The sequence below is a fragment of the Streptomyces sp. NPDC005263 genome (assembly GCF_042872365.1).
Taxonomy (GTDB): domain Bacteria; phylum Actinomycetota; class Actinomycetes; order Streptomycetales; family Streptomycetaceae; genus Streptomyces.
The window spans coordinates 706,747-733,329 of the sequence record NZ_JBIAKJ010000004.1; the positions used below are offsets into that span (position 1 = coordinate 706,747).

Annotated in this window: 28 protein-coding genes and 1 riboswitch; of the genes, 13 read left to right on the top strand and 15 right to left on the bottom strand. The window is 70.8% G+C overall.

Annotated elements, in window-relative coordinates:
- Window positions 1–8: 8 nt before the first annotated feature.
- Window positions 9–287, bottom strand: a complete 279-nt coding sequence (locus tag ACFYRY_RS21735; RefSeq protein ID WP_389147851.1) for a DUF4031 domain-containing protein — start codon at window positions 285–287, stop codon at window positions 9–11.
- Window positions 284–727, bottom strand: a complete 444-nt coding sequence (locus tag ACFYRY_RS21740; protein ID WP_389147854.1) for a hypothetical protein — start codon at window positions 725–727, stop codon at window positions 284–286. The genes ACFYRY_RS21735 and ACFYRY_RS21740 overlap by 4 nt, the downstream gene beginning before the upstream one ends.
- Before the next feature lie 55 nt (window positions 728–782).
- On the opposite strand from ACFYRY_RS21740, the gene ACFYRY_RS21745 reads away from it, so the two are divergent.
- Both ACFYRY_RS21745 and murQ read left to right on the top strand, forming a co-directional pair.
- Entirely contained in the window at window positions 783–1,712 is a 930-nt protein-coding gene (locus ACFYRY_RS21745) for a MurR/RpiR family transcriptional regulator (RefSeq protein ID WP_389147857.1), read from the top strand.
- A gap of 119 nt (window positions 1,713–1,831) precedes the next feature.
- Complete coding sequence (gene murQ, locus ACFYRY_RS21750; protein ID WP_389147860.1) at window positions 1,832–2,767, top strand: N-acetylmuramic acid 6-phosphate etherase; 936 nt, start codon at window positions 1,832–1,834, stop codon at window positions 2,765–2,767.
- Window positions 2,768–2,777: 10 nt separating this feature from the next.
- On the opposite strand, the gene ACFYRY_RS21755 is transcribed toward murQ, so the two are convergent.
- Window positions 2,778–3,170: a hypothetical protein gene (locus ACFYRY_RS21755; RefSeq protein ID WP_389148397.1), complete on the bottom strand. Its 393-nt coding sequence runs from the start codon at window positions 3,168–3,170 to the stop codon at window positions 2,778–2,780.
- A 119-nt stretch (window positions 3,171–3,289) separates the two neighbouring features.
- Between ACFYRY_RS21755 and ACFYRY_RS21760 the strand changes: the two genes are divergently transcribed.
- The 4 genes from ACFYRY_RS21760 to ACFYRY_RS21775 all read left to right on the top strand — a co-directional run bounded on the left by ACFYRY_RS21760 (window position 3,290) and on the right by ACFYRY_RS21775 (window position 5,653).
- Window positions 3,290–4,129 (top strand): Scr1 family TA system antitoxin-like transcriptional regulator, encoded by an 840-nt coding sequence (locus tag ACFYRY_RS21760; protein WP_389147863.1) that lies wholly within the window; start codon window positions 3,290–3,292, stop codon window positions 4,127–4,129.
- Window positions 4,113–4,319, top strand: coding sequence for a DUF397 domain-containing protein (locus tag ACFYRY_RS21765; RefSeq protein ID WP_389147866.1), 207 nt, complete (start codon window positions 4,113–4,115; stop codon window positions 4,317–4,319). The genes ACFYRY_RS21760 and ACFYRY_RS21765 overlap by 17 nt, the downstream gene beginning before the upstream one ends.
- 86 nt (window positions 4,320–4,405) lie before the next feature.
- Complete coding sequence (locus ACFYRY_RS21770; protein WP_389147869.1) at window positions 4,406–4,930, top strand: DinB family protein; 525 nt, start codon at window positions 4,406–4,408, stop codon at window positions 4,928–4,930.
- Window positions 4,931–5,086: 156 nt separating this feature from the next.
- Complete coding sequence (locus ACFYRY_RS21775) at window positions 5,087–5,653, top strand: hypothetical protein (protein WP_389147872.1); 567 nt, start codon at window positions 5,087–5,089, stop codon at window positions 5,651–5,653.
- A gap of 7 nt (window positions 5,654–5,660) precedes the next feature.
- Here the strand turns inward: ACFYRY_RS21775 and ACFYRY_RS21780 are convergent, their stop codons facing one another.
- The 6 genes from ACFYRY_RS21780 to thrC all read right to left on the bottom strand — a co-directional run bounded on the left by ACFYRY_RS21780 (window position 5,661) and on the right by thrC (window position 13,022).
- Entirely contained in the window at window positions 5,661–7,196 is a 1,536-nt protein-coding gene (locus ACFYRY_RS21780; RefSeq protein WP_389147874.1) for a carboxylesterase/lipase family protein, read from the bottom strand.
- A 151-nt stretch (window positions 7,197–7,347) separates the two neighbouring features.
- Window positions 7,348–8,520, bottom strand: coding sequence for an NADH:flavin oxidoreductase (locus tag ACFYRY_RS21785; RefSeq protein WP_389147877.1), 1,173 nt, complete (start codon window positions 8,518–8,520; stop codon window positions 7,348–7,350).
- A 147-nt stretch (window positions 8,521–8,667) separates the two neighbouring features.
- Window positions 8,668–10,293, bottom strand: coding sequence for a chaperonin GroEL (groL, locus tag ACFYRY_RS21790; protein WP_389147880.1), 1,626 nt, complete (start codon window positions 10,291–10,293; stop codon window positions 8,668–8,670).
- A 420-nt stretch (window positions 10,294–10,713) separates the two neighbouring features.
- Window positions 10,714–10,920: a cold-shock protein gene (locus ACFYRY_RS21795; protein ID WP_007493268.1), complete on the bottom strand. Its 207-nt coding sequence runs from the start codon at window positions 10,918–10,920 to the stop codon at window positions 10,714–10,716.
- 430 nt (window positions 10,921–11,350) lie between these two features.
- On the bottom strand, window positions 11,351–11,626 hold the full coding sequence (locus ACFYRY_RS21800; protein ID WP_164323599.1) for a MoaD/ThiS family protein: 276 nt from the start codon (window positions 11,624–11,626) through the stop codon (window positions 11,351–11,353).
- Between the two features lie 112 nt (window positions 11,627–11,738).
- Window positions 11,739–13,022 (bottom strand): threonine synthase, encoded by a 1,284-nt coding sequence (gene thrC, locus ACFYRY_RS21805; RefSeq protein WP_389147883.1) that lies wholly within the window; start codon window positions 13,020–13,022, stop codon window positions 11,739–11,741.
- A 17-nt stretch (window positions 13,023–13,039) separates the two neighbouring features.
- Window positions 13,040–13,180, bottom strand: a riboswitch (SAM riboswitch).
- 178 nt (window positions 13,181–13,358) lie between these two features.
- On the opposite strand from thrC, the gene ACFYRY_RS21810 reads away from it, so the two are divergent.
- Together ACFYRY_RS21810 and ACFYRY_RS21815 are read left to right on the top strand one after the other, a co-directional pair.
- Window positions 13,359–14,303, top strand: coding sequence for a glucosyl-3-phosphoglycerate synthase (locus ACFYRY_RS21810; RefSeq protein ID WP_389147886.1), 945 nt, complete (start codon window positions 13,359–13,361; stop codon window positions 14,301–14,303).
- Between the two features lie 52 nt (window positions 14,304–14,355).
- Complete coding sequence (locus ACFYRY_RS21815; protein ID WP_389147889.1) at window positions 14,356–15,744, top strand: trehalose-6-phosphate synthase; 1,389 nt, start codon at window positions 14,356–14,358, stop codon at window positions 15,742–15,744.
- Window positions 15,745–15,855: 111 nt separating this feature from the next.
- On the opposite strand, the gene otsB is transcribed toward ACFYRY_RS21815, so the two are convergent.
- The 3 genes from otsB to ACFYRY_RS21830 all read right to left on the bottom strand — a co-directional run bounded on the left by otsB (window position 15,856) and on the right by ACFYRY_RS21830 (window position 18,490).
- A complete protein-coding gene (gene otsB / locus ACFYRY_RS21820) occupies window positions 15,856–16,764 on the bottom strand; it encodes a trehalose-phosphatase (protein WP_389147892.1) in 909 nt (302 codons plus the stop codon).
- A 207-nt stretch (window positions 16,765–16,971) separates the two neighbouring features.
- Window positions 16,972–17,211 carry a DUF3263 domain-containing protein gene (locus ACFYRY_RS21825; protein WP_389147895.1) on the bottom strand — a complete coding sequence of 80 codons (240 nt, stop codon included), beginning with the start codon at window positions 17,209–17,211 and terminating at the stop codon, window positions 16,972–16,974.
- 61 nt (window positions 17,212–17,272) lie between these two features.
- Window positions 17,273–18,490, bottom strand: coding sequence for an ABC transporter substrate-binding protein (locus ACFYRY_RS21830; protein WP_389148400.1), 1,218 nt, complete (start codon window positions 18,488–18,490; stop codon window positions 17,273–17,275).
- 147 nt (window positions 18,491–18,637) lie between these two features.
- On the opposite strand from ACFYRY_RS21830, the gene ACFYRY_RS21835 reads away from it, so the two are divergent.
- The 3 genes from ACFYRY_RS21835 (at window position 18,638) to ACFYRY_RS21845 (ending at window position 21,860) form a co-directional block, all read left to right on the top strand.
- A complete protein-coding gene (locus ACFYRY_RS21835) occupies window positions 18,638–19,609 on the top strand; it encodes an ROK family protein (protein ID WP_389147898.1) in 972 nt (323 codons plus the stop codon).
- A 77-nt stretch (window positions 19,610–19,686) separates the two neighbouring features.
- A complete protein-coding gene (gene nagA / locus ACFYRY_RS21840) occupies window positions 19,687–20,817 on the top strand; it encodes an N-acetylglucosamine-6-phosphate deacetylase (RefSeq protein ID WP_389148402.1) in 1,131 nt (376 codons plus the stop codon).
- 113 nt (window positions 20,818–20,930) lie between these two features.
- Entirely contained in the window at window positions 20,931–21,860 is a 930-nt protein-coding gene (locus ACFYRY_RS21845; RefSeq protein ID WP_389147900.1) for a 1-phosphofructokinase family hexose kinase, read from the top strand.
- Between the two features lie 12 nt (window positions 21,861–21,872).
- On the opposite strand, the gene ACFYRY_RS21850 is transcribed toward ACFYRY_RS21845, so the two are convergent.
- Together ACFYRY_RS21850 and cdgB are read right to left on the bottom strand one after the other, a co-directional pair.
- Complete coding sequence (locus ACFYRY_RS21850) at window positions 21,873–22,835, bottom strand: CBM35 domain-containing protein (protein ID WP_389147903.1); 963 nt, start codon at window positions 22,833–22,835, stop codon at window positions 21,873–21,875.
- 121 nt (window positions 22,836–22,956) lie between these two features.
- Window positions 22,957–24,612 carry a diguanylate cyclase CdgB gene (gene cdgB, locus ACFYRY_RS21855; RefSeq protein ID WP_389147906.1) on the bottom strand — a complete coding sequence of 552 codons (1,656 nt, stop codon included), beginning with the start codon at window positions 24,610–24,612 and terminating at the stop codon, window positions 22,957–22,959.
- 336 nt (window positions 24,613–24,948) lie between these two features.
- On the opposite strand from cdgB, the gene ACFYRY_RS21860 reads away from it, so the two are divergent.
- Together ACFYRY_RS21860 and ACFYRY_RS21865 are read left to right on the top strand one after the other, a co-directional pair.
- A complete protein-coding gene (locus tag ACFYRY_RS21860) occupies window positions 24,949–25,533 on the top strand; it encodes a flavin reductase family protein (RefSeq protein ID WP_389147909.1) in 585 nt (194 codons plus the stop codon).
- 48 nt (window positions 25,534–25,581) lie between these two features.
- On the top strand, window positions 25,582–26,055 hold the full coding sequence (locus tag ACFYRY_RS21865) for a GNAT family N-acetyltransferase (protein WP_389147912.1): 474 nt from the start codon (window positions 25,582–25,584) through the stop codon (window positions 26,053–26,055).
- A gap of 23 nt (window positions 26,056–26,078) precedes the next feature.
- On the opposite strand, the gene arfB is transcribed toward ACFYRY_RS21865, so the two are convergent.
- Entirely contained in the window at window positions 26,079–26,516 is a 438-nt protein-coding gene (gene arfB, locus ACFYRY_RS21870) for an alternative ribosome rescue aminoacyl-tRNA hydrolase ArfB (protein ID WP_389147914.1), read from the bottom strand.
- Window positions 26,517–26,583: the final 67 nt, after the last annotated feature.

Sequence of the window (26,583 nt, forward strand, 5' to 3'; positions counted from 1 at the left end):
CCGCCCGCTCACGAACCGTGCGGCAGCGTCCGCCCCTTCGGTCTGCGCAGTCCCGCCCCGTGCAGCAGCCGGACCACCTCCCGGCTGCTGACCTCCACCGCGCCCGCCGCCACCGCGTCCGCGTACCGGTCGGACGGGATGTCGTAGTGGTCCCGCTCGAAGGCCCGGGGCGGGGCGCCCAACCGCTCGGCGAAGGTGTGCAGTTCGGCGAAGGAGACGTCGCTGACGAGGTGCGACCACATGCGTCCGTGGCCCGGCCAGGTCGGCGGGTCGATGTAGACCGTCACGAGGGGCTCGGTCCCCCGATGGCGGACCCCAGCGAGCCGACCGCCGCGACCTTCACCCCCGCCTTGTGGCACACCCAGCGCGGATCGGGGCCGAGCTCCGGCTCCACCTCCAGCGCGTGCGGGTCGCCGGCTCCGCACACCGGGCACAGCGGCCAGCGGCCGTAGGCCTCCAGCAGGGCGTCCTGCACGTCCTGCGCGACCAATCCGGCCACGAACTCGACGCCTTCCGGCCACTGCTCGACCCACCAGCGGCGCTGGACGACGGAGTCCTCGACCATCGACACCACGTCGGCGGCGGCGACCTCGTTGGAGGCCAGGTCGGCGAGCACGAGGGCGCGTGCCGCGTGCAGCGCCTGCTCCAGGGGGCTGACGGGGTCGCTGATGGGGTCGCTGCCGGGCGCACTACTGGGGTCGTCGCTGGGGTCGTCGCTGCGGTCCATGCCCCCATTGTGCGCACTCTTGACCGAGATACCGATCCGAAAATATCTTTCAATCGTGACGCGTGAAGTGAAGGAAGTTTTCAGCCAGGGCAGCGGAGGCCCGCCGCCCGTCCCCGCCGCCCTCGCCGCCAAGGTGCGCACGCTGGCTCCGTCCATGACCCGTTCCATGCAGCGGGTCGCCGAGGCCGTCGCGAGCGACCCGGCCGGCTGCGCGGCCCTGACCGTCACCGGCCTCGCCGAACTCACCGGCACCAGCGAGGCGACCGTGGTCCGCACCGCCCGGCTGCTCGGCTACCCCGGCTACCGCGACCTGCGCCTCGCGCTGGCCGGCCTCGCCGCCCAGCAGCAGTCCGGCCGGGCGCCCGCGATCACGACGGACATCGCGGTCGACGACCCGATCGGCGACGTCGTCGCGAAACTCGCCTACGACGAGCAGCAGACCCTCGCGGACACGGCGGCCGGCCTGGACACCGTGCAGCTCGGGGCGGCCGTGACGGCGCTGGCCGGCGCCCGCCGGACCGACGTCTACGGCGTCGGGGCCAGCGGGCTGGTCGCCCAGGACCTCACCCAGAAGCTGCTGCGGATAGGGCTGATCGCCCACGCGCACAGCGATCCCCACCTGGCGGTGACCACCGCGGTGCAGCTGCGCCCGGGGGACGTCGCGATCGCGATCACGCACTCCGGCTCGACCGGCGACGTCATCGAACCGCTCCGGGTCGCCTTCGAACACGGGGCGACGACGGTGGCGATCACCGGACGGCCGGACGCCGCGGTGACGCAGTACGCCGACCACGTACTGACGACCTCCACCGCGCGGGAGAGTGAACTTCGGCCGGCGGCGATGTCGTCGCGGACCAGTCAGCTGCTGGTGGTGGACTGTCTGCTGGTAGGGGTGGCGCAGCGGACCTACGAGACGGCGGGGCCCGCGCTGTCGGCGTCCTACGAGGCGTTGGCGCATCGGCATCGGCATCGGCATCGGCGTTAGCCGGACCGCAGCTCCGACCGTTCGTGGTGATCTGCGGGCCGCTGCGACTGGTCGCGCAGTTCCCCGCGCCCCTGTCCGTACGACATCACACCGCACCTGGGAAAGAGCCGACCCTCACCATGACCTCCACCTCCGACCCCCGTGAGCTCCAGGCCCAGTTGGGGTCCCTCACCACCGAGGCCTTCCGCCCCGAGCTCGCCGACATCGACCGGCTGCCCACCCTCGACATCGCCCGCCTCATGAACGGCGAGGACGCCTCCGTGGCGAGCGCCGTCGCCGAGCGGCTGCCGGAGATCGCCGCCGCGGTCGACGCCGTCGCCGAGCGGATGGCGCGCGGCGGACGGCTGATCTACGCGGGCGCCGGTACCGCGGGGCGGCTGGGCGTCCTGGACGCCTCCGAGTGCCCGCCCACCTTCAACACGGACCCCTCACAGGTCGTCGGCCTGATCGCGGGCGGCCCGGCAGCCTTGGCCACCTCGGTCGAGGGCGCCGAGGACTCGGCGGAGCTGGCGCGGACCGACCTCGACGCGCTCACGCTGACCCCGGACGACACGGTGGTCGGCATCTCCGCGTCCGGCCGTACCCCGTACGCCATCAGCGCGGTGGAACACGCCCGCGCGCAGGGCGCGTTGACCATCGGGCTGGCCTGCAACGCGGACAGCGCGCTCGCGGCGGCGGCCGAGCACGGCATCGAGATCGTCGTCGGCGCCGAGCTGCTCACCGGCTCCACCCGCCTGAAGGCCGGCACGGCACAGAAGCTGGTCCTCAACATGCTGTCGACGATCACGATGATCCGGCTGGGCAAGACGTACGGGAACCTGATGGTCGACGTCCGCGCCTCCAACGACAAGCTCCGCGCCCGCTCCCGCCGTATCGTCGCCCTCGCCACGGGCGCGGACGACGCCGAGATCGACCGGGCCCTCGCCGCCAGCGACGGCAGGGTGAAGCCCGCCATCCTGACGATCCTCGCCGACGTCGACGGCCCGACGGCCACCCGGCTCCTGGAGGACTCCGGCGGCCATCTGCGCGCGGCGCTGGCGGCGGCGGCCCGCTGACCCCACGGGATCAGGAGGGAAGCCGGCCGTCCTCGTTGACTCTCCGCACCCGGGCCCGCAGTACCTCCGCCCGCGGCGCGGGCCCCGTCGACTCCGGCGGACAGTCCCACTCCCGGCCCCCGGCGACGGGCCGCAACTGCACCCTGCCCCCCACATGCCCCATGACCTCCCCGAGCCGCCCGTCGCGCACGTCCACGACATGCGTACCGACCGCGGGCCGCTCCCCCCGCAGCACGGACGCCAGCCGCTCGGCCGTACGGACGTTGCAGCGCCCCAGCTCCACCAGGGCGAACGGCTCGTCGCTCGCGCCGGTCACGGGATCCACGCACAGCGACGGCAGGACGACGCCGACGCCGACGAGGGCCTCCCGCAGGGTTCGCACGACTTCTTCGGTCGCCCGCACGGCCATCTCTCTCTACCTCCACGCTGAGTTGACGGTTCACCACACAGCGTGTCCGGTACGGCTCTAACCTGGCCAGACAGGACGACCCAACAACCTCATCTGTCGGACAGGGAGTTGCCATGGCTGGACCGAAGGACCTCGACCCGTCGTCTTCGCCTCGCGCACTTCTCGGGGCAGAGTTACGTCACGCCAGGGAGAAGGCCGGACTGAGCCAGGAGGACCTGGGGGCACGGTTGTTCGTGAGCGGGTCGTTCATCGGCCAGCTGGAGGCGGCGACACGACGGATGCAGCCGGAGTACGCGCGACTGTTGGACGAGGCGCTGGATACGGGTGACTTCTTCCAACGGAACTGCGGGGCAGCGAACAAATCCCGCTACCCCGAGCACTTCGCCGAGGCGGCGGAGGCGGAGACGATTGCCACGGCTATCCGCCAGTACGCGCCGATGCTGATCCCCGGCCTGGTCCAGACGCCCGCGTACGCACGGGCTGTGAACCGCGCCTACGATCCGACGGCGCCGGAGGAAACCATCGACGAGTGGGTCGAAGGCCGAATGGTGCGGACCCGTCTGCTGGACCACCCAACAAAGCCGTTGTTGTGGCTGGTGCTTGACGAGGCGGTGTTGCGTCGGGAGACGGGTGGCCGGGCGGTGATGGCGGAGGCGCTGCGCCACGTCGCGGGCCTGGCCCGCCGGAGCCGGATCATCGTGCAGGTCCTGCCGTTCAGCGCTGGAGCGCACAAGGCGACTGAGGGCTCGCTGAAGCTGATGGACTTTGAGGACGCCCCTCCGCTGATCTACTTCGAGGGGCCCGGCACAGGACGACTGGAGGACGACCCGGCCACAGTCGCCCAACAGAGGTTCACCTTCGACCTCCTCACGGCCTCCGCGCTCTCTCCGGAGAAGTCCCTGGCCCTGATCGAGGCGAAGGCGCAGGATTACGCTCATGACAAACACCCCTGATTACGACCTGAGCACGGCCACCTGGCGCAAGTCGACCTACAGTGGCGGCGGGGGGAATGACTGCCTCGAAGTCGCCGACGGCAACCCCACCCTCATCCCCGTCCGCGACTCAAAAACCCCCTCCGGCCCGAAGCTCGCGTTCCGGCCGGAGGCGTGGTCCGCGTTCGTCGACAACCTCAAGCGCACCTGACGCGACCAAGAGGTCAGGATCTGACCTACATGACTCCTAACGTGAGGCCCTACCGACGGAACGGCAATCCACGGAGGGCCCACGCCATGAACACCACCCTGACCACCACCGAGCGCACCGACCTGCTGGAGGCGCTGGCCAAGCAGCGGCACTTCCTGCGCTTCACCACCCGCGATCTCACCGACGAGCAGGCCGGGCAGCGAACCACCGCCAGCGAACTGTGCCTCGGCGGCCTGATCAAGCACGTCACGTCCGTGGAACGCAACTGGGTGGACTTCATCCAGAACGGCCCGTCGGCGATGGGCGACTTCACCGCCATGACCGAGGCCGACTGGGCCCGGCGGGCCGACGAGTTCCGGATGCTGCCCGGCGAGACCCTGGCCGGCGTACTGGCCGCCTACGCGGAGACGGCCGACCGGACGGACGAGCTGGTCGCCGCCCTGCCCGACCTGGACGCCGCGCATCCGCTGCCCAAGGCCCCGTGGTTCGAGGCCGAGGCCCAGTGGTCGGCCCGCAGGGTGCTGCTGCACATCATCGCCGAGACCGCCCAGCACGCCGGCCACGCCGACATCATCCGGGAGTCCCTGGACGGCGCCAAAAGCATGGGCTGACCCACCGACCGCACCGCGCCGAGCCCTCTCCCAGTCAACGAGACAGAACAGCCCCCGCCAGGTGCAGCAACACCTGGCGGGGGCTTGACCTACGAGATCGACAGTCGCAGATGTGTACAGTTTTCAGGGTCCCCGCGACGACCGGAGCCGCACCCCATGAACCACGCCCAGCTCACCGCCCTGGGGCGCGCCCTCCGGGTTCTCGGAGAACACGGCGACGCCCTGACCGCCGACACCCCCGACACCAAGCTCCACGAGGTCAAGGCCGACCTCAAGCGCGCCCTGGACCTGCTGGACGACAGCGTCAGCGGCGCCGCGCCCTCCACCCGGTGCGCGGAGCACCCGAACGGGCCGGTCGACGAGAACGCCCCCGACCTGTGTCTGCTGTGCGAGACCCGGCGGCGGGCGGCCCGGCGTTCCGAGATCAACGGACCCGCGCCCGCGCACGCCCCTGACCCCACGCCCTCCCGGTACGGCGTACGGGAGGACCGGCCGCAGCCCCAGCAGCGGTGGCTGCCGGAGCTGTGGAACGGACAGGTGTGGCAGCTGTGCGGAACCCCGCGCCGGGACCGGCGCGAGGCCGAGCTGTACCTCAACGCCCAGCGCCGCGGCCCCCGCGCCGCCATGGCGTACCGGCTGGTGCACGAGTTCACCGACTACGAGGTGGTGCGGGTCTGGGGCACCCCGATACGCGTCGACATCGAACCGCTCGGCAACCTCTGAGCCGCGCTCACCCCAGCAACGGCAGCGCCGCGAACTCGTACCCCTCCCACAGCCGCCTCGACGTCTCCTCCGGGTACGCCCTGACCTGCGGCTCCGCGTCCAGCACCTGCACCAGCCGCGCCTCAGTGTCATACGCCGGCCAGCCCGGGTCGCCGGTCCTCGCGAACGCCGTCCAGGACTGCCGGAAACGGGCCGACAGCGCCTCGGCCTCCGCCGTGACCTCCCCGGCGAACAGCAGCAGACCTAGATCGGCGCCGAACGTGCCGAAGAGCAACGGGATGTCGAGGCCGTGGCAGGCACCCATGGCGCCGGAGAGAGCCGGCGCCGACCAGGTCAGTTCGTAGACGTGGGCCCGGCCGCCGCCCGCGACCTGCGCCTCGGCCAGCTGGAGACTCGGCATGCCGAACAGCCAGTCGGTCTGGACGCGTTCGAACAGCTCACCCGGCGAGGCGTCGGGGAACGCGGCACGGTACCTGGCTTCACCCGAGTCACCGGCAGCAGCGGGCGCGAACATCCGCAGCGCCCCCCGCGCCTGCTCCTCCGTGATCCTGCCCAGCTGCCTGCTCATCGCCAGGAACAGCCGGAACTCGTCCCGGTTGTGGCCGACGACCAGTTCCACGTCCCGCCCCGCCCCGGCCTTCAGCGCCTCCCAGGGCGTGACCGGCAGGACCTCGCCGTCGACCACCGGGGAGAACGGGGTCACCGTGGGGGCGGCCTGGCCCCACCTGTCGACGTACTGGAGCATCTTCTCGCCCAGTGCCGCGCCCGCCGAGGTCAGCCGGCGCGGGTCGACCGCGGACAGGTCGGCGGCCGTCGGACGCAGGCCCGCCTCCGCGGCGATCGCCGTCGCGATATCACGGGCCAGCGCGTCGGAGAAGTACGTGCCCGGCACGCTCTGCGCGATGGCCCGCCGGAACAGCCCGGACGCGCTCGGCATGGCGAGCAGGGAGGCCACCGATCCGGCGCCCGCCGACTCGCCGAAGACGGTCACCTGACCGGGGTCGCCGCCGAACGCCGTGATGTTGTCCCGTACCCACTCCAGCGCGGCGACCTGGTCGAGCAGACCCCGGTTGGCGGGCGCCCCCTCGATGCGGGTGAAACCCTCGATGCCGACGCGGTAGTTCAGGGTGACGACCACGACATCGCCGTCCCGCGCGATGCGGTGGGCGTCGTAGCCGGGGCTGCCCGTGTGGCCGATCTTGTAGGCACCGCCGTAGATCCACACCATGACCGGGCGGCGGGCGGCCGGATCCGGGTCGGGCGTCCAGACGTTGACCGTCAGCCAGTCGTCGCCCAGGGGCACATCGGGTGGGACGCCCTCGCCCAGTCCTGCCGCGTCCTGCGGGGGCGGCGGCCCGAAGGCGTACGCGTCCCGGACGCCGTCCCACGCCTCGGGCGGGCGGGGCGCCTGGAAGCGGGCCTCGCCGACCGGTGGCGCGGCGAACGGGATGCCGCGGAAGACGGCCAGCCCGTCCTCCGGGCGCCCGCGCACCGCACCCGACGCGGTGCGGACCTCTGGATTTCGGGCCTCGGTTGTCGTCACGGTGGGCGCTCCTCGCGGTCAGGCCGATGGTTGCTCGCCTGAATCATTGCTGCCACCCATGACTTTGTCACCCATGACTCTGTCATCCAGGACTTCGTCTGGATTTGTCATCCATGACTTCGTCACCGAGGCCCTGCGCCTGGAGTCGGACTCAGCTGAGCGTCGCCAGCGCCGCCGCATCGAACGGCTTCAGCTCGTCGAAGCGGCCCGCGAGCACCTTCGCCGCCCACTCCGGGTCCTGGAGCAGCGCGCGGCCCACGGCGACCATGTCGAACTCCTCGGCCTCGAGACGGTCGAGCAGGTCGTCGATGCCCTTGACCGGAGCGCCCTCGCCCATGAAGCCCTTGATGAAGTCGCCGTCGAGGCCGACCGAGCCGACGGTGATGACGGGCTTGCCGGTGAGCTTCTTGGTCCAGCCGGCCAGGTTGAGGTCGGAGCCGTCGAACTCGGGGAGCCAGTAGCGGCGGGTGGAGGCGTGGAAGGCGTCGACGCCGGCCGCGGCGAGCGGGGCGAGGATGGCCTCCAGCTCCTCCGGGGTCTCGGCGAGGCGCGCGCGGTAGGCCTCCTGCTTCCACTGGGAGTAGCGGAAGAGGATCGGGAACTCGGGCGAGACGCTCTCGCGGACCGCCGCCACGATCTCCTCGGCGAACTTCGCCCGGGCCACCGGGTCACCGCCGTAGGCGTCGGTGCGGCGGTTGGTGCCCGCCCACAGGAACTGGTCGATGAGGTAGCCGTGGGCGCCGTGCAGCTCCACACCGTCGAAGCCGATCCGCTCGGCGGCGGCCGCGGCCTCGGCGAACGCGCCGATGACGTCGTCGAGGTCCCGCTGGGTCATCGCCTTGCCGGTGACCTCGTCGGCGCCGATCCGCAGTCCGGAGGGGCCGACGGCGGGGGCGTCCGCGTAGGGCGGCTGGCCCTGCTCACGCACCATGCCGATGTGCCACAGCTGCGGGACGATCGTGCCGCCCGCCGCGTGCACATCCTCGGCGACCTTCGCCCAGCCCGCGAGCTGCTCCTCGCCGTGGAAGCGCGGGATGCTGTCGCTCTGCCCGGCCGAGTCGTGACCGACGTAGGTGCCCTCGGTGACGATCAGGCCGACGCCCGCGGCGGACCGGCGCGCGTAGTACGAGGCCACGTCCGCGCCCGGGATGCCGCCCGGGGACAACGCGCGGGTCATTGGCGCCATCGCGATGCGGTTGGGGACGGTCAGGCCGTTGAGGGAAACGGGCCGGGAGAGGACTTCGGCCGCGCGGGAGGCGGAGGCGGCGACGGTCACGTGGGGACTCCTCAGGACAGAGCGGGAAAAACCGGTCGGTATGTGCATGCGCATATACGTTGCGTAGACGTCAACCGGCGCACCCGCTCCGGCATTCCGCTGACGTTGTGAGCCCGGACACGCCCGAGGGCGGCACCCCCTGTCTCCAGGGAGTGCCGCCCTCGGTCAAGGACGGTTGATCAACCCTCAGGTCGATCAGAAGTCCATGTCACCGCCCGGCATGCCGCCGCCGGCCGGGGCAGCGCCCGCCTTCTCCGGCTTGTCGGCGATGACGGCCTCGGTGGTGAGGAACAGCGCGGCGATGGAGGCGGCGTTCTGCAGCGCGGAACGGGTCACCTTCGCCGGGTCGATGATGCCCTCGGCGATCATGTCGACGTACTCACCGGTCGCGGCGTTCAGGCCGTGGCCGACGGGCAGGTTGCGCACCTTCTCGACGATGACGCCACCCTCGAGACCACCGTTGACGGCGATCTGCTTGAGCGGGGCCTCCAGCGCGAGCTTCACGGCGTTGGCGCCGGTCTGCTCGTCACCCACCAGGTCCAGCTTCTCGAAGACCGAGGAGGCCTGGAGCAGGGCCACGCCACCACCGGCGACGATGCCCTCCTCGACGGCGGCCTTCGCGTTGCGGACGGCGTCCTCGATGCGGTGCTTGCGCTCCTTGAGCTCCACCTCGGTGGCGGCACCGGCCTTGATGACCGCGACACCGCCGGCGAGCTTCGCCAGGCGCTCCTGCAGCTTCTCGCGGTCGTAGTCCGAGTCGCTGTTCTCGATCTCGGCGCGGATCTGGTTGACCCGGCCCTGGACCTGGTCGGAGGAGCCGGCACCGTCGACGATGGTGGTCTCGTCCTTGGTGATGACGACCTTGCGGGCACGGCCCAGGAGGTCGATGGAGGTGTTCTCGAGCTTGAGACCGACCTCCTCGGAGATGACCTCGCCGCCGGTGAGGATGGCGATGTCGTTCAGCATCGCCTTGCGGCGGTCGCCGAAGCCCGGGGCCTTGACGGCGACGGACTTGAAGGTGCCGCGGATCTTGTTGACGACCAGGGTCGACAGGGCCTCGCCCTCGACGTCCTCGGCGATGATCAGCAGCGGCTTGCCCGACTGCATGACCTTCTCCAGGAGCGGGAGCAGGTCCTTGACGGAGCCGATCTTGGAGTTGGCGATCAGGATGTACGGGTCGTCGAGCGACGCCTCCATACGCTCCATGTCGGTGGCGAAGTACGCCGAGATGTAGCCCTTGTCGAAGCGCATACCCTCGGTGAGCTCCAGCTCCAGACCGAAGGTCTGGGACTCCTCGACGGTGATGACGCCTTCCTTGCCGACCTTGTCCATGGCCTCGGCGATGAGCTCGCCGATCTGGGTGTCGGCGGCGGAGATGGAGGCCGTGGAAGCGATCTGCTCCTTGGTCTCGACATCCTTGGCCTGCTCGAGGAGGGCACCGGAGACGGCCTCGACGGCCTTCTCGATACCGCGCTTGAGGGCCATCGGGTTGGCGCCGGCGGCTACGTTGCGCAGGCCTTCCTTGACCAGGGCCTGGGCGAGGACGGTCGCCGTGGTCGTACCGTCACCAGCGACGTCGTCCGTCTTCTTGGCGACTTCCTTGACCAGCTCGGCGCCGATCTTCTCGTACGGGTCCTCGAGCTCGATCTCCTTGGCGATGGAGACACCATCGTTGGTGATCGTGGGGGCGCCCCACTTCTTCTCGAGGACGACGTTGCGGCCCTTGGGGCCGAGCGTCACCTTGACGGCGTCCGCGAGCTGGTTCATGCCGCGCTCGAGGCCGCGCCGTGCCTCCTCGTCGAACGCGATGATCTTGGCCATGTGAAGTGGTCCCTCCAGGACTGGGGGTGATTCCTTCGGACCGCGCCCGCGCCCGCGACGGACGGCTCGCATGCCTGTGGTTCCTTGCCCCACCTGGCCTGCGGGCCTCACCGACTCGGTCCTTCTTTGTCACTCTCACCTTCAGAGTGCTAACGCCAATGATTAGCACTCGCCCATGCCGAGTGCAAGCGCCTCGGGGGGATCCGCAGGTGAACAGTGCACCCGGCCGTGCCCCGGGGCGCGTCCGTCGCGGCCCCGCGCAGACGGACGGGCGGACGGGCGGACGGGCGGACGGGGGACCGGGGGACCGGGGGACGGGTGGCTCGCACCCCGGACACACCGAAGGGCTCGCACCCCGTGAGAGGTGCGAGCCCTTCGAAGAAGAACAGAAGAACGTCGCGTGCAGTTACCCGGCGCGATTCAGCCGGTCGCCAGACGGACCATGTCCGCCTGCGGCCCCTTCTGACCCTGTGAGATCTCGAAATCGACCCGCTGCCCCTCTTCCAGGGTGCGGTACCCGTCCATCTGGATGGCGCTGTAGTGGACGAAAACATCCGCACCACCGTCGACCGCGATGAAGCCGTACCCCTTCTCCGCGTTGAACCACTTGACGGTGCCCTGAGCCATGCCTAACTCCCCTATTACTGGCCCTTGCACAGACCCACACTTCGTGGATCCGGGTCAGACCTCACCCCCCACATGATTGGGGGCGTGCGCCGGAACGCGTCGACCGCGGCCGAATGTATCTGTCCAACTGCCGTCTGCAACAGGTCAATCGGACGAGAATTCTGGACGCACACGATCCGGAATGTGGCGAGAATTCGCCTGAATTCAGGGCAAGTCGGGCCCCGCAAAGCACACAAAAGCCACGAACGAGGCACACACTTTGGCTACATCTCGTCGGGCGCACGGCAGAAACAAGGTCTGGCGACCTGTGAAGCGGCAACGCGTTCCCCAACTGTACCGCGCTCAACCACATTGAATTGCCCCCTCCGCTTCTCTCACGGAGGGGGCAATTCTATGAACGCTCGGTAACTGACGTTACCGAAGGTAATATTCAGCCGCCGGCGACGGCCGGAATGATGGAGACACCGGCGCCGTCCGGAGTCGCGGTCTCCAGACCCTGCTCGAAGCGGACGTCATCGTCGTTGACGTACACGTTGACGAACCGGCGCAGCTTGCCCTGGTCGTCGAGAACGCGCGCGGCGATGCCGGTGTGGTTCTTCTCCAGGTCGGCGATGACCTCACCGAGGGTGCCCCCCTCGGCGGCGACCTCGGCCTGGCCACCGGTGTAGGTGCGCAGGATGGTGGGGATGCGGACGTTGACGCTCATGCTCATGACCTCCGGTCAGGGTTACGGGCCCAGGGGCGCGGGGCTGTGTGGAATGTGCGGCTGCCGCCGCGTGGGCGCGTCCAGCCCCCACCGGCCCGCCGACAAAAAACGGCTAGCCGAGGCCGGCCTCGCGGAACGACTCCAGGTTCGGCCGAATCTTGGCGGTCAGCCCCGTGTCGGCCACCGCGTCCAACGTCTTGAGACCGTCACCCGTGTTCAGAACCACCGTGGTCTTCGTCGGGTCGAGCAGACCGTTCTCGATCAGCTTCCGCGTCACACCCACCGTCACACCACCGGCGGTCTCCGCGAAGATGCCCTCGGTCCGCGCCAGCAGCCGGATCGCGTCGACGACCTGCTCGTCGTTCACGTCCTCCACCGCGCCGCCGGTGCGACGGGCGATGTCGAGAACGTAAGGACCGTCGGCCGGGTTGCCGATCGCCAGCGACTTGGCGATGGTGTTCGGCTTCTGCGGCCGGACCACGTCGTGCCCGGCCTTGTAGGCGACGGACACCGGCGAGCAGCCCTCGGCCTGCGCACCGAAGATCTTGTACGGCTTGTCCTCGACGAGCCCGAGCTTGATCAGCTCCTGCAGACCCTTGTCGATCTTCGTGAGCTGCGAGCCGGAGGCGATCGGGACGACCAGCTGGTCCGGGAGCCGCCAGCCGAGCTGCTCACAGATCTCGTACGCCAGGGTCTTGGAGCCCTCGGCGTAGTACGGCCGCAGGTTCACGTTGACGAAACCCCAGCCCTCGCCGGCCGGGTCGCCGATCAGCTCGGAGCAGAACCGGTTCACGTCGTCGTAGTTGCCCTCGATGCCGACGAGCTCTCCGCCGTAGACGGCGGCCATGACGACCTTGCCCTGCTCCAGGTCGTGCGGGATGAACACGCAGGAACGGAAGCCGGCCCGGGCGGCGGCGGCGCCCACCGCGCCGGCGAGGTTGCCGGTGGAGGAGCAGGAGAGGGTGGTGAAACCGAAGACGCGGGCGGCCTCGATGGCCTGGGCGACGACGCGGTCCTTGAAGGAGTGCGTCGGGTTGCCGGAGTCGTCCTTGACGAACAGCTTGCCGGCCTCGACGCCCAGCTCACGGGCCAGGTTGTCGGCCTTGACGAGCTTGGTCCAGCCGGGGTTGATGTTGGGCTGGTCCGCCACGTCCGCCGGGACGGGCAGCAGCGGCGCGTAGCGCCAGATGTTCGCGGGGCCCGCCTCGATCTGCTTGCGGAGTTCCTCGGCGTCGTAGGCGGAGAAGTCGTAGGCGATCTCGAGCGGGCCGAAACACTCCTCGCACGCGAAGACCGGGCCGAGGGGCACGCGGTGTCCGCACTCGCGGCAGCTCAGCGCGGCGGCGGGGCCGAGGTCTACGGTGTTCGTGGTGCTTGCATCAGTCTGCACAGCCATGGAGGCGAGGCCCTTTCTCCTCATCTTCCTCACGACGCACTTCGCCGTGAGACGGATTTGGCACCTTCCCGAGTCGGGAGCCTCGCTGGTGACGAGAACCGACTGGAGGGTTGCCGGGGCTTCATCGGGCCGTATCCCTCTGCCCCTCTGGATGAGCGGTATGTGGTTGTTGATCGATGTAACGAAGCAGTGACCCACGACGTGCGATGGTCATCCGCGTTGTTCAAGACTGTAACCGAAGGCCAGGACAGTTGAGATAGTCGTCCGAACCGCGAGATGGATCACCTAGCACGTGGATCACTGACTCGCCTAGAGAACGTAGAGGAGCCGCGCACTGTGCTGAACGAAGTCGAGCGCTGGCTGAACACCCGCTCCTGGTCGAAGAACGATCGCCCGCTCCACAGGATCCTGGCAGCGAAACGCGCCACCGGCCAGTCGGTCAGCGTGGTGCTGCCGGCGCTGAACGAGGAGGAGACGGTCGGTGACATCGTCGCCGTGATCCGTCACGACCTCATGCGGCAGGTCCCGCTCGTCGACGAGATCGTCGTGGTGGACTCGGGATCGACCGACCGCACCTCCGAGGTGGCCGCCGCGGCCGGGGCCAGGGTCGTCCACCGCGACGACATACTGCCCCGCATCCCGGCCGCCCCCGGCAAGGGCGAGGTGTTGTGGCGTTCGCTGCTGGTCACCGGCGGCGACATCGTCTGCTTCATCGACGCCGACCTGAAGGAGTTCTCCTCCGACTTCGTCTCCGGGATCGTGGGCCCGCTGCTCACCGAACCCGGGGTCGACCTGGTCAAGGGCATGTACGACCGTCCACTGGGCGGCGCGCCCGGCCAGGGCGGCCGGGTCACCGAACTGATGGCCCGCCCGCTGCTGAACATGCACTGGCCGCAGCTGGCCGGTTTCGTACAGCCGCTGGGCGGCGAGTACGCGGCCCGCCGCTCCCTGCTCGAACAGCTGCCGTTCCCCGTCGGATACGGCGTCGAGCTGGGCATGCTGGTCGACGCCCTGCACCTGGTGGGCCTCGACGCCCTCGCCCAGGTCGACCTGGGCGTGCGCATCCACCGCCACCAGGACGGACAGGCACTGGGCCGGATGTCCGCCGCGATCTACCGCACCGCCCAGCTCCGGCTGGCCCGCGGCCACCTCATCCGGCCCGCCCTCACCCAGTTCGAACGGACGCGGGACGGCTTCGAGCCACGCACCTACTCGGTCGACACGGAGGAGCGCCCGCCGATGGCGCAGATCGCGGAGTACGCGGCCCGCAAGGTCGCCTGACGAATGTCATCCGTACGTTTGAGCGTTTCCGGGCCGGGCTAGGTTGAGGCGTATGTCCTCCACCAGCGGTGCTGCTCAGGTACTGGTCGCGTCCAACCGCGGCCCGGTTTCGTACGAGGTACGCGAGGACGGCTCGCTGCACGCCAAACGGGGCGGCGGCGGGCTGGTCTCGGGGCTGTCCGCGATCGGCTCGGACGCGGGATCCCTGTGGGTGTGCTCGGCGCTGGATGACGGCGACCGGGAGGCGGTGTGGCGCGGGGTCGGCGAGGACGGCGTACGGATGCTGGACATCCCGGCCGACGTGCACGCCGACGCGTACAACGGCATCGCCAACTCGGTGCTGTGGTTCGTGCACCACATGCTGTACCAGACCCCGCTGGAGCCGGTCTTCGACGCGGAGTTCCGGCGCCAGTGGGCGTCGTACGAGACGTACAACCGGGCGTTCGCCGAGGCGCTGGCCGAGGAGGCGGCACCGGGGGCGTCGGTGGTGGTCCAGGACTACCACCTGACGCTGGTCCCGGGCCTGCTGCGGGAACTGCGCCCGGATCTGCGGATCGGCCACTTCTCGCACACGCCGTGGGCGCCGCCGGAGTACTTCCGGATGCTGCCGGACGACATCGGTCGGCAGGTCCTGCGGGGCATGCTGGGCGCCGACCGGCTGGGTTTCCTGACCCACCGCTGGGCGGACGCGTTCACCGCGTGCGCCGAGGAGTTCGCCGGGGGGCTCGGGAGCACGCGGATCGGTGTGCACGGTCTCGGTGCGGACGCGGACTTCCTGCGCAGGCGGGCGCACGAGGCGGACGTCGACGAGCGGATGGCGGCGCTGCGGGCCGAGATCGGCGAGGGCCGCAGGACCATCGTCCGGGTGGACCGCACCGAGCTGTCGAAGAACATCGTGCGGGGCCTGCTGGCGTACCGGCAGCTGCTTGACGACCACCCGGAGTGGCGCGAGCGGGTGGCGCACGTGGCGTTCGCGTACCCCTCGCGGCAGGACCTGGCGGTGTACCGGGACTACACGGCCGAGGTGCAGCGGCTGGCCGAGGAGATCAACTCCCAGTACGGGACGCCGGGTTGGACTCCCGTCGTGCTGCACGTCAAGGACGACTTCGCGCGCTCGCTGGCGGCCTACCGGCTGGCCGACGTGGCCCTGGTGAACCCGATCCGGGACGGCATGAACCTCGTCGCCAAGGAGATTCCGGTGGTCTCCGACGAGGGCTGCGTGCTGGTGCTGTCGCGGGAGGCGGGGGCGTACGAGGAGCTGGGGGACGACGCGATCGCGGTGAACCCGTACGACGTGGTGGCGACGGCCCGGGCCCTGCACGAGGCGCTCACCCTGCCGGCGGGCGACCGGGCCGAGCGGACGAAGCGGCTCGCCGCGGCGGCCACGGCGTTGCCGCCGGCGCAGTGGTTCCTGGATCAGCTGGGGGCGCTGAAGGGCTGATTTCCGCGGGGGCGCTCACGGCCTGGTTTCCGCCCCCGCCGCCCCTACCCGTCCCGTCCCCGGGGGCTGCGCCCCCGGACCCCCGCTGTCGGCCCTGAAGGGGCCTCGTCCTCAAACGCCGGACGGGCTGGGGGGTGGGCTCGCGTGCGCCGCCAGGTACCGCAGCAGCGCCACGACCCCCGCCGGGCCGTCCACCACCAGGTCCGCCCGCTTGCTCAGCTCGGTCACCTCGTCGCTGCCGCTGCACACCAGCAGGCCGGGGGTGCCGTCGGCGCGGAGTGTGTCGACCGCGGCGAAGGCGGGGAGGTCGCCCAGGTCGTCGCCGCCGTAGAGGACGGACCCGGCGGAGATCTCGCGGGCGTACTCGAGCAGGGCGACGCCCTTGTCCATGCCGGGCGGGCGCAGTTCCAGGACCATCCGGCCGGGTTCGACGATCAGTCCGTGCCGGGCGGCCAGCTCGGTGAGCGGGGCACGCAGGGCCTCGAAGGCGGCCTGCGGGTCCGAGGCCCTGCGGGTGTGGACGGCGAGCGCGCGGCCCTTCTCCTCGATCCAGGTGCCCTGCCAGGAGCCGATCCGGTCGAGGAAGCCGGGCAGTTCGGCGCGGGCGGCGGCGACGCCGGGGTGCTCGGCGGGGGCGTTGACGGTCCCGGTGACGGCGTCCCAGCGTTCGGCACCGTAGTGACCGAGGACGACGAGACGTTCCAGCCCCGGGACGCCCGCGAAGCCACCGTGCCGGACCGCGACGCCGGCCGGGCGCCCGGTGACCACGGCGACGGCGGCCACCTTCGGCGCGAGGGCGGCGAGCGCGGACACCGCGTCCGGGTGGGCCCGGGCCTGCTCGGGGTCCGCCACGATCGGCGCGAGCGTCCCGTCGAAGTCGAGCGCGATCACCGCCCGGTCCGGCCGCCCGAGGATGGCGTCCAGCCCGTCCCGCCCAGCGGCAGTCGCAGGCTTCGGCAGGGGCTCAGTGACGTGCGGGTCAGTGGAGTGCGGGTCCGTGGAGTCCGAGTGGCTGCCCATGAACCGACCTTATCCACGAACGACCCGAGCATTCTCGACACACCTCGGGCAATTCCGTCCACGGCCTAGGGGGCGAAGCCCCCAAGACGCCCACGTCTCCACCCACCGAGCCGGGCAACGGGCGGGCACCGGGCCGGGGGCCTGGGGGCGGAGCCCCCAGCAAGCGCCCGCACCAGCACCGGTGCCGACATCCCACCGTTCACCGGCCTACCGCTCACCCCGCCGAGCGTCGCGAACCCTCCGCAGCCGATTCACCGTCACCGGATCGGACGCCAGCGCCCGCTCGTCGTCCAGCAGGGCGTTGAGCAGCTGGAAGTACCGCACGGGCGCCAGCCCCAGCTCCTCCCGTATCGCCCGCTCCTTCGCGCCGGGCCCGCTGAAGCCCCGGCGTTCCAGCGCGAGGATGTCCCGCTCCCGGCGGTCGAGCCGCCCCTGCTCCTCGTCCATGCCCGGCACGCTAGCCGCCACCACCGACAGCGACCAGCGCGCACCGCACCGCAGGGACCGGCTACTCCGCGCTCTGCGCCGTCGTCGCCGCCGCCTGGAGCTGGTCCAGGACCGCCGAGGGGCTGCCGTTCGGGGCGACGGCCCGGCCGATCCGCTGCTTGATGTCCGCGCTGACCTCCGCCCAGGAGGTCTGCCCGGCGGGGTACAGCTCGGAGACGGGCAGCTCGTCGAGGAACGGCTTGAGGTCGGCGTCCTGCTTCGCCCCGCTCATGACCTGGGACGCGGACGTGGTCACCGGCAGCAGGTCGTACTCCCGCGAGAAGGCGAGGACGTTCTTCTCGTCGTACACGAAGTCGAGGAAGTCGCCGATCTGCTCGGCGTGGCCGTTCTTCTTGAACGCGGTCATCCAGTCGGCGACGCCCATCGACTCCCGGCTGGGCCCGTCCTGGCCGGGCATCGGCACCATGCCGAACTTCACACCCTTGTCGTCGGCCATCTTCATCAGCGAGGGGTGTCCGTTGAGCATGCCGACGTCCCCGTCGGTGAACGCCTTGAACGCGGCGGCACGGTTGAGGTCACCGGGGGCGACCGGCCCGGTCAGGCCCTTGTCGACGAGCTCGCTCTTGAGCCAGGTGAAGGTGTTGGCGTTCTCCCTGGAGTCCAGGGCGTAACCACCGCTCTCCGAGGTGTAGCCGCCCCCGCCGCTGAGCAGCCACTGCATGGTCTCGGCCTGCGCCTCCTCGGGACCGAGGGGCAGCGCGTACGGGTACTTCACCCCGCGCGCCTTCAACGTCTCGGCGTCGGCGGCGAGTTCGTCCCAGGTGGTGGGCGCGTCCAGGCCCGCCTTGGCGAAGAGGGTCTTGTTGTAGAAGAGCACGCGGGTGGAGGCGGCGAACGGGATGCCGTACTGCACCCCGTTGACCTGTCCCGCCCGCCCCAGCTGGGAGACGAAGTCGGCCTGGGTGGAGATGGAGAGCAGGTCATCGGCCGAGTAGAGGAGGTTCTTGGCCGCGTAGTCGGCGTACGAGCCGATCTGCGCCATGTCGGGCGGGTCACCCGCGGCGACCATCTTCTTGACGTTCTTGTCGACGTCGTTCCACGAGTAAACGGTGACGTCGACCTTCACGCCCTCGTGCTTCGACTCGTACGCCGCGGCGAGTCTGTCCCAGTACTTCTGGGAGCTGTTGGCGCGGCCGTCGCCGTAGTCGGCGGCCACCAGCTTCAGGGTCACCTCGTCCCCGCCCCCGGTGAGGCCGCAGCCGCCCAGGACCGCCGTCATGCCCAGTACGGACACCACCGCGATCGTTCCCGTCCTACCCCGCCGCCGTGCCACGTGCCAACCGCCCCAAGATCATTGATCGAAACTCTCGAAAGGTCATACATATTCCATGAAGGGTCTACACCACGCAAGTGGACTAGACCTCTCATGGGTCCGCGGGCCACACTAGTCCCCGTGAGACATGTCATCGCCCTCGATGTGGGCGGCACCGGGATGAAGGCCGCCCTGGTCGGGCCGGCGGGCGAACTGCTGCACCGCGCCCGCCGGGCCACGGGGCGCGAGCGCGGACCGGAGGCGGTCGTCGAGGAGATCCTCGACTTCGCCGCCGAGTTGCGCGCGCACGGAGCCCGGCAGCTCGGCAAGCCCGCGGCCGCGGCCGGTGTCGCCGTCCCCGGCATCGTCGACGAGGAGCGGGGCGTCGCCGCCTACTCGGCCAACCTGGGCTGGCGGGACGTACCGCTGCGGGAGCTGCTCGCCCACCGATTGGGTGCCCCGGTCGCGCTCGGCCACGACGTGCGCACCGGCGGCCTGGCGGAGGGCCGGATCGGCGCGGGCCGGGGCGCCGACCGCTTCCTGTTCGTGCCGCTGGGCACCGGCATCGCGGGCGCCATCGGCATCGGCGGCCGGGTCGAGGCGGGCGCGCACGGCTTCGCGGGTGAGGTCGGCCACATCGTCGTACGGCCCGGCGGGACGGCCTGTCCGTGCGGGCAGCGCGGCTGCCTGGAGCGGTACGCGTCCGCGGCGGCCGTCAGCGAGGCGTGGGCAGCGGCCTCGGGGAACCCCGATGCGGACGCGGCCGACTGCGCGAAGGCCGTCGAGTCCGGCGACCCGAACGCCGTACGAGTCTGGCAGGACGCGGTGGACGCGCTCGCCGACGGCCTGCTCACCGCCCTCACTCTGCTGGACCCGCGCACCCTGATCATCGGTGGCGGCCTCGCGGAGGCGGGGGAAACCTTGTTCACACCACTGCGGGACGCCGTCCGGCGCCGGGTCACCTTCCAGAAGCTGCCGACGATCGTCCCGGCGGCCCTGGGGGACAGCGCCGGCTGTCTGGGGGCGGGCCTGCTGGCCTGGGACCTGCTCGACACCACACCTACGACGCCGGAGGAGCCCACGTGACGGCCACCCCCCTCGGGGCGCGGGACGCGACACCACGCGGCTCCGCCGCGTCCACGCGACCAGCCGAAGCGCCCACGATCCTCGCCGGCGCCGACGTGGTCCTGCCCACCGGGACCGTCACGGGCGGCCAGGTGATCGTCGACGGCACCCGCATCACCGGCACGCCGTCACAGAACGCCCACGTCATCGACGTCCGCGGCCACTGGCTTGTGCCCGGCTTCGTCGACATCCACAACCACGGCGGCGGCGGAGCCTCGTTCACCTCCGGGACGGTCGACGAGGTCCTCACGGGCATCCACACCCACCGACTGCACGGCACCACCACCCTGGTCGCCTCGACCGTCACCGGTGACATGGACTTTCTGGCCCAGCGGGCCGGCCTGCTGTCCGAGCTGGCCGAGCAGGGCGAGATCGCCGGGATCCACTTCGAGGGACCGTTCATCTCCCCGTGCCGCAAGGGCGCGCACTCCGAGGCGCTGCTGCGGGAGCCGGACCCGGCGGCGGTGCGCAAGCTGATCGACGCGGCGCGGGGCCGGGCGAAGATGGTCACCCTCGCCACCGAACTGCCCGGCGGCATCGACTCCGTACGGCTGCTCGCGGAGCACGGCGTGATCGCGGCGATCGGGCACACCGACGCGACGTACGAGCAGACGAAGACGGCGATCGACGCGGGCGCGACGGTGGCCACCCACCTCTTCAACGCGATGCCGACGCTCGGCCACCGCCACCCCGGCCCGGTCGCGGCCCTGCTGGAGGACGAGCGCGTCACCGTCGAGCTGATCAACGACGGCACGCATCTCCACCCCGCCGCCCTTGAACTGGCGTTCCATCACGCGGGCGCGGACCGGGTCGCGCTCATCACGGACGCGATGGACGCGGCCGGCTTCGGCGACGGCCGTTACTGGCTCGGCCCGCTGGAGGTCGAGGTCGCCGACGGCGTGGCCCGCCTGGTGGAGGGCGGCTCCATCGCGGGCTCCACCCTCACCCTGGACCGGGCCTTCCAACGGGCGGTGACGGTCGACCGGTTGCCGGTGGAGGCGGTGGTCGCGGCCCTCTCCGCCAACCCGGCCCGGCTGCTCGGCATGGACGACCGCATCGGCTCCCTGGAACCGGGCAAGGACGCCGACCTGGTCCTGCTCGACGCCGACTTCGCCCTCAAGGGCGTCATGCGCCGGGGAGAATGGGTGGTCGATCCCCAACTGGGTTGATATGTCCCGCCATTGAGGGCGAGTGCCGTGCTGCGAAACTGGGACGACCGTCGTCCTTTTGGCATGATCACTCTCCGGACGGCAGACGGCAGACGGCAGGGGAGGTCGCTCGGGTGATCCTGACAGTCACGCTGAACACCGCTCTCGACATCACCTATCGCGTACGTTCGCTGCGCCCGCACACCTCCCACCGGGTCATCGAGGCGACCGAACGGCCCGGCGGCAAGGGCGTGAACGTGGCCAGGGTGCTCGCCGCCCTCGGACACGAGGTGACGGTCACCGGCCTCGTCGGCGGTGCCACCGGGCGTTCCGTACGGGAGCAACTCACCGGCGTGCCCGGGCTGGTGGACGCCCTGGTCCCGGTCGACGGCCCGACCCGGCGCACGATCGCCGTCGTGGACGAGCTGAGCGGCGACACCACCCAGCTCAACGAGCCCGGCCCGACGGTCACCCCCACCGAGTGGCAGGCCTTCCAGAAGGCGTACGAGGACCTCGTCCCGTCCATGGCAGCGGTGGCCCTGTGCGGCAGCCTGCCGCCGGGCGTGCCGGTGGGCGCGTACGCGGGGCTGGTCCGTTCCGCGAAGGCGGCCGGGGTCCCCGTCCTCCTCGACACCAGCGGCGAGGCACTGCGCCGCGGGGTGGCAGCCCGCCCCGACATCGTGAAACCCAACGCCGACGAACTGGCCGAACTCACCGGCTCCCACGAGCCGTCCCGCGCCACCCAGGACGCACGGCGACGCGGCGCCCGCGCCGTGATCGCCTCCCTCGGCGCGAAGGGCCTGCTCGCGGTGACCCCGGAGGGCCGCTGGCGCGCCACCCCGCCCGCCCCCATCCACGGCAACCCCACGGGCGCCGGCGACTCGGCGGTCGCGGGCCTGCTGTCCGGCCTCGTGGAGAACCTGCCCTGGCCGGACCGGCTGTCCCGGGCGGTCGCACTGTCGGCGGCGACGGTCCTGGCCCCGGTGGCGGGCGAGTTCGACCGGGCGGCGTACGAGGAGCTGGTGGGGCGGGTCGCGGTGACGGGGGAGGTCAGCGCGGCGTGAGTGGCTCCAGGGCTACTGGCCGACCCAGCCCTTCACCAGCCACAGCTGGTCCAGCAGGGCGTCGCACTGGTTGCCCTGCTCGCAGGACACCTTGAAGGTGTTGGTGCCCTTCTTGAGCTGGACGTAGTTGTACGTCTTCGTCCAGCCCTTCGCGTAGTCCCCCTCGGGGCCCTTCGCGTAGTTCTCCATTTTGACCGGGGTGCTGGCGACCGTGCCGTTGACCGTGAGGGTCGCGTTGGCGTCCTTGCCGGGGACGCTGTAACCGACGTACAGGGTGTACTTGCCGTCCTTGGGGATGCCGTTGGCCGCCCAGGTGACCGAGGCGCCGACCTGGTTGAACCCGGTGACGTAGGTGCCGCCGTCGGCCTGGGCTCCCTTGACGTCCGTGGAGGTCGCCATGCCCGGCGAGAGCCTGAGTGCCTTCGCGTCGGTCGTCGGCAGGTCGCCCTCGCTCGTCTCGCCCTTGCTGCTCGACGGGCTCGGCTCGGAGCTCTGCGACGTGGTCGGCGTGGTGGCCGCCTGGTTGTCGGTCTTCTTGTCGTCGTCGCCGCCGCCGTTCATCATGGCCACGCCGATACCGATGACGACCGCGGCGACCACCGCGATCGCGCCGATCAGCAGGCCTTTGGTGTTGGGGCCGCGACGGCCGCCACCGCTGCCGCCGTCGTACGACGACTGCTGGGTGGTCGGGGCGCCGCCCGGAAGCGTCTCGGGGGCCGCGTAGTGGCTGTTCGGCTGGCCCTGGGTGGCCTGGCTCTGCTGGGGGACCTGCCCGTAGGGCGCGGTCGCGGCGGCCGGGGCCTGCTGCTGGCCGTACTGCCGCTGACCGACCGCACGCGTCCGGTTGACGGAGTTCGGGTAGCCGTAGCCGACACTGGATGGCGGCTGGGCCCCGTTGGCCTGGCCGTCGGCGTAGAGGTAACCGAACGGGTCTTCGTCCTCGGGCGTGCTCGCCCCGTTGTTGCCGGACGTCATCCCTTGTACTCCTCAAACAGGTGCGGATCGGATGCGATACGTAGGGTCAGAATGGCGAGCCTACCCGCTCCTGATGACCCAAACGGGTGACTCAGATCGCATCAGCTCGTCGGCCTGGGGATCAGCCCGCGCGTCTGTGTTGTTTGGGACGAGATCGTTTCTCGACGTACATCCGCTCGTCAGCGGATTTCAACACTTCGTCCGCAGTCATTCCGCAGTGGGCCCAGCCGATGCCGAAACTGCCGCCGACCCGCATGACCCGTCCGTCCACCCGGATGGGCTGGATGATCTCGTTGCGCAGGCGTACGGCCAGGTCCTGGGCGTCGGCCCGGCCGAGCCCGTCGGCCAGCACGACGAACTCGTCGCCGCCGAGCCGGGCCACGGTGTCGCCGTCACGGACGGCCCTGGACAGCCGTCTGGCGACCTCGATGAGGACCGCGTCGCCCGCGTTGTGGCCGAACCGGTCGTTGATCGACTTGAAGCCGTCGAGGTCGCAGAAGAGCACCGCGAGCCCCTTGGTGCCGTCGTCCCGCTCACCCTCAGGAGTGACGGCGTGCACATGACGGTCGTAGCCGTCGAGGGTCTGGGTGACCGGCCGGAAGTCGAAACCGTCGCCCCCCGCGTCGAAGGCGGGGTGGCCGAAGGCCGCGTCGACGGACTCCAGCTCGCCGGTGTGGGTGGCGCGTCGGCACAGCCGCGAGGAGAGCCGGGCGCGCAGCTCGGCGGAGTTCGGCAGGCCGGTGAGGGAGTCGTGGGAGGCGCGGTGGGCGAGCTGCAGCTCGCGGCGCTTGCGGTCCTCTATGTCCTCGACGTGGGTGAGGAGGAAGCGGGGCCCGTCTGCGGCGTCGGCGACGACGGAGTTGCGCAGCGACACCCACAGGTAGGTGCCGTCGCGGCGGCCGAGCCGTAGTTCCGCGCGACCGCCCTCGGCGGAGGTCCGCAGCAGGGTGCTCACGTCCTCGGGGTGGACGAGGTCGGAGAAGGAGTAGCGGCGCATCGCGGACGCGGGGCGGCCAAGCAGCCGGCACAGGGCGTCGTTGGTGCGCAGGATCCGGCCGTGCTGGTCGCCGCCCATCTCGGCGATGGCCATGCCGGAGGGGGCGTACTCGAAGGCCTGCCGGAAGCTTTCCTCACTGGCGCGCAGGGCCTGCTGCTCCCTTTCGAGCCTGACCAGTGCACGCTGCATGTTGGCGCGCAGTCGCGCGTTACTGATCGCTATGGCGGCCTGGAACGCGTACATCTGGAGCGCTTCGCGTCCCCATGCGCCCGGATGGCGGCCGTTGCGCGGCCGGTCCACGGACAGCACGCCGATCAGCTCGCCGCACGAGCCGCCACCCGGCGCGGCGGGCGTGTACATCGGGGCGAAGAGCCGGTCGGAGGGGTGCCACTCGTTCTCGAAGCGGGGCGCGGGGCCGTCGGTGTACCACTGCGGTACGTCGTCGTCGTCGAGGACCCAGCCCTCGGTGTGCGGGATGAACACCAGGTCACCCCAGTGCTCACCCATGCCGAGGCGCCGCTCCCAGGACTCGCGCGAGCCCACCCGGCCGGTGATCAGCGCCTCGGCGGCGGGGTTGCCCGCGAAGGCGGCGACGACGAGGTCGCCGTCGGGGCGTACGAGGTTGACGCACGCCAGCTCGTACCCGAGGGCCTGGACCACGCCGTCGGCCACGGTCTGCAGAGTGTCCGCGAGGCTGCGGGCCGTGTTCATGTCGGCCATGACCTGGTGCAGCTGTCGCAGGGACGCAAGACGGACGTAGGGTTCCGACTCGGTCTCCATGCTCGCCCTCCCCCCGAGACCTCGCAGTGAATCAAGGGTTCTCTTCGGCGCTTCTGGTCAGTAGTGCTCCTGCATCTTCTCCGCCACTGAATCACAGCGCGCTGCCCACTCGGTACACAGGGTCAACAATTAGTCCCTCTTGTGACTCAAGTCACAGCCAAAGATGAACAATTGAGTGGGGTTTCTGCGATTTCCCTGTGCGTTTACTGAACGCAAAGTTTGGGTGGATGTGGGCAACGCCCGGGCGCCGCACGGAAACTCCGCCATGAGTCCTAGGACCGGGCTCCGTCCCGGGCCCGATGCGGTCCGCGCGGGTCGAAGATTAGCGTTTCCAGGGTGCCGAACACTTCTCTCGCCCCCTCCGCCCCCGTTCCCTCCCCCGCCTCCGGGCATGCTGTGGGGGTGAGCAACGACGAGTTCCGCGCCGCCATGTCCCGGCTCGCCGCCGGAGTGGTCCTGGTGACCGCCCGGGAGGCCTCACTCGACCCGGACGATCCCGGCGCACCGGCCGGCGAGGACGTCGGCATGACGGCGACGGCGTTCATGTCGGTCTCCCTCGACCCCCCGCTGGTGCTGGTCAGCGTGCGCGAAGGCTCCCGCATGGACGACCTGCTCGACGAGCAGCCCCTGTGGGCGGTGTCGGTGCTGTCCGAGAGCCAGCGGCACATCGCCGGCCGCTTCGCCATGAAGGGCCGCATCAGCGACCGCCTGCTCTTCGAGGACATCCCGTACGTCCGCGGCGAGGCCAGCGGCGCCCCCCTGGTGGGCGGCGCCCTCGCCACCCTGGAGTGCCGGACGGAACAGCGCATGACGGCCGGCGACCACACCCTGGTCGTCGGACGGGTCCTGACGGCCGCCGTACCGAGCGCGGACGGCGGCCCGCTGACGTATTTCCGGGGCCGGTACCGGCAGTTGGACTGACGGGGAATTCACTCGCCGTCGAGGGATCCTTCTTCCTAGGGTGCCCGCATGACGACGATTTCCGCGCCCCGCCTCGTCGAGGTCACTCCCCGTAACTTCGAGGCCGCGACCGGCATAAAGGTCCGCCCGGAACAGGAATTCGCGGTCTCCCCCGTGATGAAGTCCCTCGCCGAGGCGTACGTCCACCCCGCCGGTGTCGCCTGGCCCCGCCTGATCGTCGACGGCGAGCGTCCCGTCGGCTTCCTGATGGCCTTCTTCGAGATCGACTGGAAGGGGGACGGCACCCTCTTCCGCTCCGGCCTGTGGCGCCTGAACATCGCGGCCGGGGAACAGGGCCGGGGCTACGGCCGCTTCGCCGTGGAGTCCGTCGCGGCCGAGATCCGCCGCCGGGGCGGCAAGGAGCTGTACGTCACCTGGCATCCCGGGCCGGACGGCCCCGAGGGCTTCTACCTCGGGCTCGGCTTCCGGCCGAACGGGGAGACGAGCGGGGGCGAGACGGTCGGGGTGCTGGAGCCGGCCTGAGGGGCCCGGTCAGGGTGGGACCGTCACCCCCAGTCGCGGCCGGTGCGCCCCCGTTTGGTGTCCGAGCGCTGCTTCTTCTCGCGCAGGCGGCGTTCGTTGATTCCCCGGGGGATCCGGGTGGCCCGGCGCGGCTTGGGCGGCGGGGCCGTCGCCTCGGCGAGCAGGGCGGCCAGACGTACCGCGGCGGTCTCGCGGTTGCGCCACTGGGAGCGGTGCTCGGAGGCGCGGACGGTCACCACGCCGTCCACCAGCCGTCCGGCCAGCTTGGCCAGGGCCCGCTGCTTCCACACCTCGGGCAGTGCCTCGGTGCGCGCCAGGTCGAAACGGAGCTCGACCTGCGTGTCGCTGGTGTTGACGTGCTGCCCGCCCGGCCCCGACGACCGCGAGAAACGCCAGATCAGCTCGGCCTCGGGCAGGGAGACGGAGCCGCGGATGAGATAGGGACCGGACATGCTGTCCATGTTCCCGCTCCTGACCGGTCCACGTCACCCCAATATCCCTTGGTAAAGAAAGTAAAGACACGGGGAA